Source organism: Fluviicola sp. (assembly GCF_030151805.1).
Classification (GTDB): Bacteria; Bacteroidota; Bacteroidia; order Flavobacteriales_D; family Crocinitomicaceae; genus Fluviicola.
Window position 1 is genome coordinate 1 of sequence record NZ_JASLCN010000259.1, and the last position, 7,071, is coordinate 7,071.

6 protein-coding genes are annotated in these 7,071 nt (G+C 40.7%); all 6 read left to right on the forward strand.

Annotation, left to right across the window (positions count from 1 at the left end):
* The first annotated feature begins 209 nt into the window (after positions 1-209).
* The 6 genes from Q1V93_RS09890 to Q1V93_RS09915 all read left to right on the forward strand — a co-directional run bounded on the left by Q1V93_RS09890 (position 210) and on the right by Q1V93_RS09915 (position 6,935).
* The gene (locus tag Q1V93_RS09890) at positions 210-1,688 is read left to right on the forward strand and encodes a rhomboid family intramembrane serine protease (RefSeq protein ID WP_300664250.1); all 1,479 of its coding nucleotides are present in this window, start codon (positions 210-212) and stop codon (positions 1,686-1,688) included.
* Positions 1,689-1,766: 78 nt separating this feature from the next.
* Complete coding sequence (locus tag Q1V93_RS09895) at positions 1,767-2,312, forward strand: sigma-70 family RNA polymerase sigma factor (RefSeq protein WP_300664252.1); 546 nt, start codon at positions 1,767-1,769, stop codon at positions 2,310-2,312.
* Positions 2,282-3,160: an anti-sigma factor gene (locus tag Q1V93_RS09900; RefSeq protein WP_300664253.1), complete on the forward strand. Its 879-nt coding sequence runs from the start codon at positions 2,282-2,284 to the stop codon at positions 3,158-3,160. The genes Q1V93_RS09895 and Q1V93_RS09900 overlap by 31 nt, the downstream gene beginning before the upstream one ends.
* 119 nt (positions 3,161-3,279) lie before the next feature.
* A complete protein-coding gene (locus Q1V93_RS09905; RefSeq protein WP_300664255.1) occupies positions 3,280-4,173 on the forward strand; it encodes an LD-carboxypeptidase in 894 nt (297 codons plus the stop codon).
* Positions 4,174-4,242: 69 nt separating this feature from the next.
* Complete coding sequence (locus Q1V93_RS09910) at positions 4,243-4,902, forward strand: hypothetical protein (protein ID WP_300664257.1); 660 nt, start codon at positions 4,243-4,245, stop codon at positions 4,900-4,902.
* A 134-nt stretch (positions 4,903-5,036) separates the two neighbouring features.
* Complete coding sequence (locus tag Q1V93_RS09915; protein WP_300664259.1) at positions 5,037-6,935, forward strand: hypothetical protein; 1,899 nt, start codon at positions 5,037-5,039, stop codon at positions 6,933-6,935.
* Positions 6,936-7,071: the final 136 nt, after the last annotated feature.

A 7,071-nucleotide genomic window follows, 5' to 3' on the forward strand; every position in this document is an offset into this window, starting at 1 on the left:
TTCGGCAAATTCAATCCTGAATACTCGTTATACTTCTGACTCATAAGCCTAAAATCGATTAAAAGGAATTTTAAAACAAATGCAAAGGTACTAATTTATTGACTGAATTCAGGCATTAAAACTTTGTTCTTACAAGCAGTTAAAGAGTCTTAACACATTTCTTATCTTCTGATTAAAGATTAGCTTTGTGAACCTAAGTCCTCATGTATATGAATTTCAAAAAGGCGCTTCTTTTTTTACTTATTCCCGCTTTCCTTTCCTCCGGTTTGGCTCTTCTGATTAGTTTTCTGATAAACTGGTTATTGAACAAAACGGACATGGAAATCAACCAGGGAATTTTAATCGGTTGGATTCCTTTTTTCCTTGGATGTGGTGTTTATTTCCTGATCATTCACCACCGTTTAAAATTGTTCCTCAGCAAACGGTACGACAACAATTACCTCTTTTCGCTTTTAGCAATCGTATTTATGACATTTCCGGCAGTTTCTTTTCAAATTGCATACGAAAACATGAAAATGGATCAACGCGAGATACACGATTTATCTGAAATTGATTTCTCTGCAAAAAATACCGTCTGGAAATACACCGGGCCGATTCCGCAGGCAACGATGACTTATCTGGGAGATTTCCAGGAATATACTTCGGGGAAAAATCCAAAAGTTGATTTTCTGTCCTATGCCCTGGTAAATTTTGAAGAAGAGGAGCTCTGGCTGCTGTTTTCAGACTCTGAAATGATTGATAACGAAGAAAGTGACTCAGAAAAAGGCGCAATATTCAACAAAGTACATGAGAATTGTATGACCGAAGTCAATAATACCTTAAACCTATGGCCGGGAACAAGGTATCTGATTCCACTGGAACAATCCGAAGACCTGGAATACGCTCATAAAACCCTGAAAGACACGGATTACAAAGGTTCCGTTCCAAAAAGGATTTTCAAACTCGAAGCTTCCTTTCAACCGGGATTCAAAACAGAACATCAATGGCTGCTTGGTATCGCCATTTCTCTGAATGTAGTCTACTTTTTAATTTTTTGTCTCTTCAGAAGAAATGTCAGCTCTTACGAATTGAGTCAAACCGGAGTATTCGATATTTCAGGTTTGGATTTGCTGTTTCAACACGTTCGAAAAACTCCTGTAACGGCTTTACTACTTACGCTAACATTGGTCTTCTTCTTTGTTGAAATTGCACACGATCCCAATATTTTTACGGTAAAAGAAGAGCCTTCTGTTTTCCAATGGGCAATTTCAAACACGGTTTGGCAAACCGGAGAATGGTATCGCCTGTTCACCTACCCCTTTGTAAATATCCACCTGTTGTTAAGACTAATAGATGTAATGGCTTTTGCAGTTGTTGCCTACAGCATTGAAAAAAACACCTCCTCTGCCGGTTTTGCACTACTCAGTTTTTGCATACTCATTACCGGAGGACTTAGTGCTGCTTTCTTCAGTTCATCTTTCAATTGTGGCTTGACTGTATTCACATGCGGCTACTCAGCCTACTACCTATTTACCGGCTTTCAGCCCCGGATTGGATTTTCTTCCTGGAAATTTATCGGAATTTCTTTCCTGGTCTTTGGCCTTATAATCGTCTCTTTATCGGGGTTTTTCGAATATCCGAAATTAATTGCCGCTACTTTGACAGGGTTTGCATTCGGGCCGTTTTTAAAATACAGGGAAGTCAATTAATCCTGTTTTCGTTTTTTCTCTTTGTTTTTTTACCTTTTCAATTAAATTTATTTCGCTACATTCGTTTCGTTGGATTCATTGAATAACATAGAAATCACTGACCTCGTTCACAAGGTAAAGGCCGGAAACCAAAACGCCTTCGGGGAAGTTTATGATCGTTACTGTGGTGCGATCAATGGTGTTATCAGTCGTTTTATTGTTGACGAAGCGATTGCTCAGGATGTTCTTCAGGACACGTTCATCAAAGTCTGGAAAAATATCCAGATGTATGATGATACCAAAGGCAGTTTTTTCACCTGGATGCTCAATATAGCACGCAATACGTCTATTGATGCATTGAGAAAATTAAAAAAAGAAGCCAAGTCAGAAATCCAAATTCTGGAAACAAGCGTAAATAGCTCTGTAACAGTTCAGCAGAATGTGGGAACTATCGGATTAAAACAATTGGTAGACCGACTTCCTGCAGAACAACAGACAATGATTGAATACTTATACTTCAAGGGGTACACGCAACAGGAAGTAGCAGATGAGCTGGATTTACCACTCGGAACTGTGAAAACCCGTTCGCGGATGGCCATGATGGAGTTGAGAAAATGGTTTACACTTTTGATATTGTGGATATAAACGAATACATAGCGTCAGGAATTTTGGAGTCGGTAACGCTCGGTCTTGCTTCCCAACAGGAGATGCAGGAAGTAGCTTGTCTTTCCAAAATCTATCCGGAAATCCGGGAGGAATTTGCCCGTGTTCAAAAGCGTTGTGAAGAAATGATGTTGGAAAACGCGCAAACTCCAAATCCTGCCGTTCGAAATTCCGTTCTACAGGCAATTGCTCAGATCCCACAGGAAAAGCCGGAAAGCAGCCCGAATCAGGAAACAAAGCAGGAAGCGAAAATCATTCCGATGAATACTACTCCTGAAGTTAAGGGAGTAAGTCCGATGTGGAAAATGATGGCCGCTGCGTCTTTGATTTTAACGCTTGGAATCGGAGCACTTTGGTTTATATCAAACCGCGAAGCAAAACGTTTGGATTCGGCTTTAGCCTCTTTGGAGAAAGACCGTCTGAAAAATGATCAGGTTTTACAGGCCATGATTCTTGAAAAAGATCATCTGAAGGAAGTACAGGAAGTACTCACTGGAAAAAACCTTCAGACCGTTATGATGAATGGCACTGCAATGGAACCTACGGCTTCGGTAAAAGTGATGTGGAGCTCAGATATGAAAAAAGCGGTGATGCACGCCGAAAAAATAACTCCGCCACCTGCAAATATGCAATACCAACTTTGGGTAATAGCAGACGGGAAACCGGTTTCTGTTGGACTTTTCAACTACGATGAAGTGGAGCAAATGACCGAACCGTTTGACGTAAACGCTCAGAATATTACAGCATTTGCAATCACTCTTGAAAAAATGGGGGGAAGCCCGACACCGACTATGGAAAAAATGGTCGTAATGGGACCAATCAATAGTTAATTGAAAAAGGATAATTGAAAAGAGCGGGACTTCAGCTACGCTCAGTCACCACCTTATTTTTCAATCTTGAATTCTCCCTTTTACATTTTACATTTTCAATTTTACATTACTTTTAGTGCATGATATTTCCTCCGAAACTTGTTCCGGGCGATACCATTGCATTGGTTTCTCCCGCAAAAGCAATTGATGCCTCTTACATCGATTTTGCCAAAGCGTATTTCGAAAAACAAGGATTCGTTGTGTTGGTAAGTCCGAATGCTTCAGGTGAATTCCGTTATTTTTCCGGAACCGATCAACAACGGGCCAATGATCTGCAATGGGCAATTGACCATCCGGATGTGAAAGCAATTGTATGCAATCGCGGTGGCTACGGAGCCATTCGTTTATTCGACCTGGTAAATTGGGCAAACCTGCTTCGCGAACCGAAATGGATTCTCGGTTTTTCCGACATTACCAATTTCAATTGTTTGGGACTAAAGTTGGGAATTGAAACGGCTCATACCACTATGCCGCTCAATTTCCGGGAAAATTCTCCGGAAGCACTGGAATCCCTGCTGCACGTTCTGAACGGGACAGAAAATGAATATACCTGGCAAGCTCATCCGGCAAACAAACCTGGGATAGCAACAGGAACAGTTGTTGGCGGAAACCTGTCCATTCTTTATTCCTTGCTCGGAACACCGTATTCTCCGGATTATGAACACGCCATTTTATTTATAGAAGACATCGGAGAGCAAATCTATCACATCGACAGAATGTTAAATGCCTTCAAACTGGCCGGCGTTTTTGACCGGATTTCGGGATTAATCATTGGGGGAATGACCGACTTGAAAGACACCGCCACTGCAACCGAATGGACCATCGAAGAATTGATTTCAGAACACACGCGGTTCCGCTCATTTCCAATAGCATTCCAAGCTCCGGTTGGTCATATTCCCGACAACAGAGCCTTTATCTGCGGACGAAAGGCCACTTTTACCGTCACTGAAAACCAAGCTTATTTCCTCCAATAGAAAATAAATATGCTTCTGGTACTGTTTTTGATTCGGGTAGTTCCGTATTTTTGTACTTGAAATTGACTTATGCGTATTTTTCTAATTGGTTTTCTGATTCTTACACTGTCCTCTTGTGTAGATATCTTTGATGAAATTATTCTGCATGCTGACGGAAGCGGTACATACAAATACACCGTCAATATGAGCGCCAGCAAAGTGAGAATCAATTCCATTCTTGCACTCGACAGCGTGGAAGGAAAACGCGTCCCGAAACTCCCTGAAATCAAGGAAAAAATTGAATTCTACAGAAGTAAACTGGAAGAGAAAGAAGGAGTTTCAAATGTAAAAGTAGAAGCCAATTACGATGATTTCATCTTCAAAATTTCCTGCGATTTTGACAATGTTGCTGATCTGCAAAACGGAATTCGCGAAATTGTGAAAGAAGAAAGCAAGGACAAGAACAATGCGGATTTTGATGAGAACTGGCTGACTTGGGACGGAAAGGTTCTGACGCGCATCAACCCCAATTTCCAAAGTGTGATTCATAAACTCAAAGCAGAAGACCAGGAAAAGTTAAAGGAAGGTAAATACATTTCGGTTTCCCGTTTTGACAAAGCAGTCGTGAAATGTGATAACGGCCAGGCTCAGATCTCTCCAACTAAAACTGCCGTTTTGATTAAATCGAGCACCTATTCCGTTGCAACAAACCCTTTAATTCTTAAGAATACCATTACAATTTCCAACTAGTTTCCGGGAAAACTCCGCATTTCTTTTTATTTTAACACAAGTTATCAACCAAATACCGGTTGATAGCCGAAATAGCATAATCAATTCAAAAAATGATTTTACTTTCGTATAGAATCCGTTCATTCATTCCTCATATGAAGATTAAAATTTTAATTCCGATAAGCCTTTTAGGAGCAATTTCCTGGGGTCAAAAATCCGAAGATATTATCCCTAAAGATGCAGTTACTGTCTTTAGCCTGAATAATATTTCCATTCTTCAGAAAGTCTCCATGGATGAATTGGTTTCTTATGATTTCATGACTGAACTGCAATCTGAATTGTTTGACGGATCAACCCAGGGAAAAACCCTGAAAGATGCAGGAATTGACTTCAATCAGAAGATGAATATCTTTTACGGGAAGAATCCTGAATTTGAAATCTCCGGGTTCACATTCGGAATTTCAGATAAAGAAAAGCTTTTCACTGTATTTGATGATTTTGACCGGAAAGAAAGCCTGGTTCCCGGAACGGAATATTACAATAATTACTTCAATCACCTGATGATTCAGGGAAATGTCGGTTTGTTGATCCGCGTGGATACTGATCAGGAAAAACTGACTGAAATCACAGATTCTATCTGGGTTTCAAGAGGATTTGAACTTCCGTGGTCTACCGAAGATGAATACTACAACGAGGAAATGGATACGTATGACGATGAAGAAATTTCCATTGATGATCCGGCAATGAACGAAGACGGTGATGAAGTAGAAGAAATCATCGAGGAAGATGTAGAGGAAACTCCGGTAGCGGTAGATGAAATGAACGATATGTTCAAGAACTACTATGAATTGCGAGACAGTATCGAGTCCGAATATTCCCGCAAGCGCTTGTTTTTGGTGACCGAAGAATTGTTCGTGAAGAAAATCAATCTGAAAGCAATCGACAGTCGTTTAGCTTCTCAATTGACGCATACTTCCGATGGAATTTTCTACCTGGACAACAGCCGCAATTTCAAAAACACCAACAGCCTTTTCTATTTGCAGGCAATGTTCCCGGATTTATACCGTGACTTGAATGAATTGTATACCGGAAACGTGATGCTGGGTGATATTGTTCTCAATCAGAAAAGCATTGACCTGAAAGTAGAAGCAAACTACGGCGAAGGTCTGGGAAGCATTTACCAGGAATTGAACAGTGCGAAATTCGATAAGAATGTGTTGAAGTACATTCCGAAGAACAATACAGGTTTCTTCACTTACCAGATCGACCTGAAAAAAGGGTACGAAAAAGCATACGAGGTGATTATGCCGATTCTGAGCGAAGAAAAAAATGCGCGTATTTCTGCCAACGTTCTGACGATTGAATTATTAAATGATTTCATCAATACAGATGAGCTTTTCAATACGTACAAAGGAAGTATGTTCGGTACCTTCAACGGAATCAAGCGTGTGAAAACGAAACGAATCGATTTCTTCTATGACGAGGAAACCTTCGAATACGGGGAAAAAGAAATCGAAGCAGAAGAAGACATGCCGATCTTTACCTTAGGTTTCACAACGGCTCGTCCGGATATTCCGAATAAAATCCTGAAACACATGTCCAGAATCACCACCCAATTCAAAAACATGGGCGATTACTGGGTTTACGAAGAGGCGATCCTGAATTCTGTGCCGCTTTATATGATCAACAAAAACGGCTTGTTCATTTTCACCAACGACGAAGACCTGGCAAAGAATCATTCCAACGGATACGGTGCTGACGCCTTGAACGGAAAACAAGCGAAAAATGCTGCAAAAAGCGGGTCCATTTACGGATACATGAATTTGGGGGATATGATTAACCGCTTGCCGGAATCTATCCTGAATGACCACCGATTCAATGTACTTGCTTCCATGCGTGGAAAAAAAGGAGAAATCGAAGTCATTTCTTCCAAAACAACCCGTCAGAAAACAACTTACAACCTGACATACAGTTTTGAAGGAACTTTTGACAATGCGGGAAAATACTTACTTGATTTGGTAAACACAGCTTATCTGGTATCTACAAAACGTTAAATGAAGACAGAGGGTGTTGGAAATAAAGTTGTGTTAATTGCATTGCTATGCGCAGCATTGGCACTGTTCCTTTATATCCGTCCGCGCCTGTTTGCTCCCGATCCGCCACCAAGTTTACTGGACCGCCTGCCGGAAA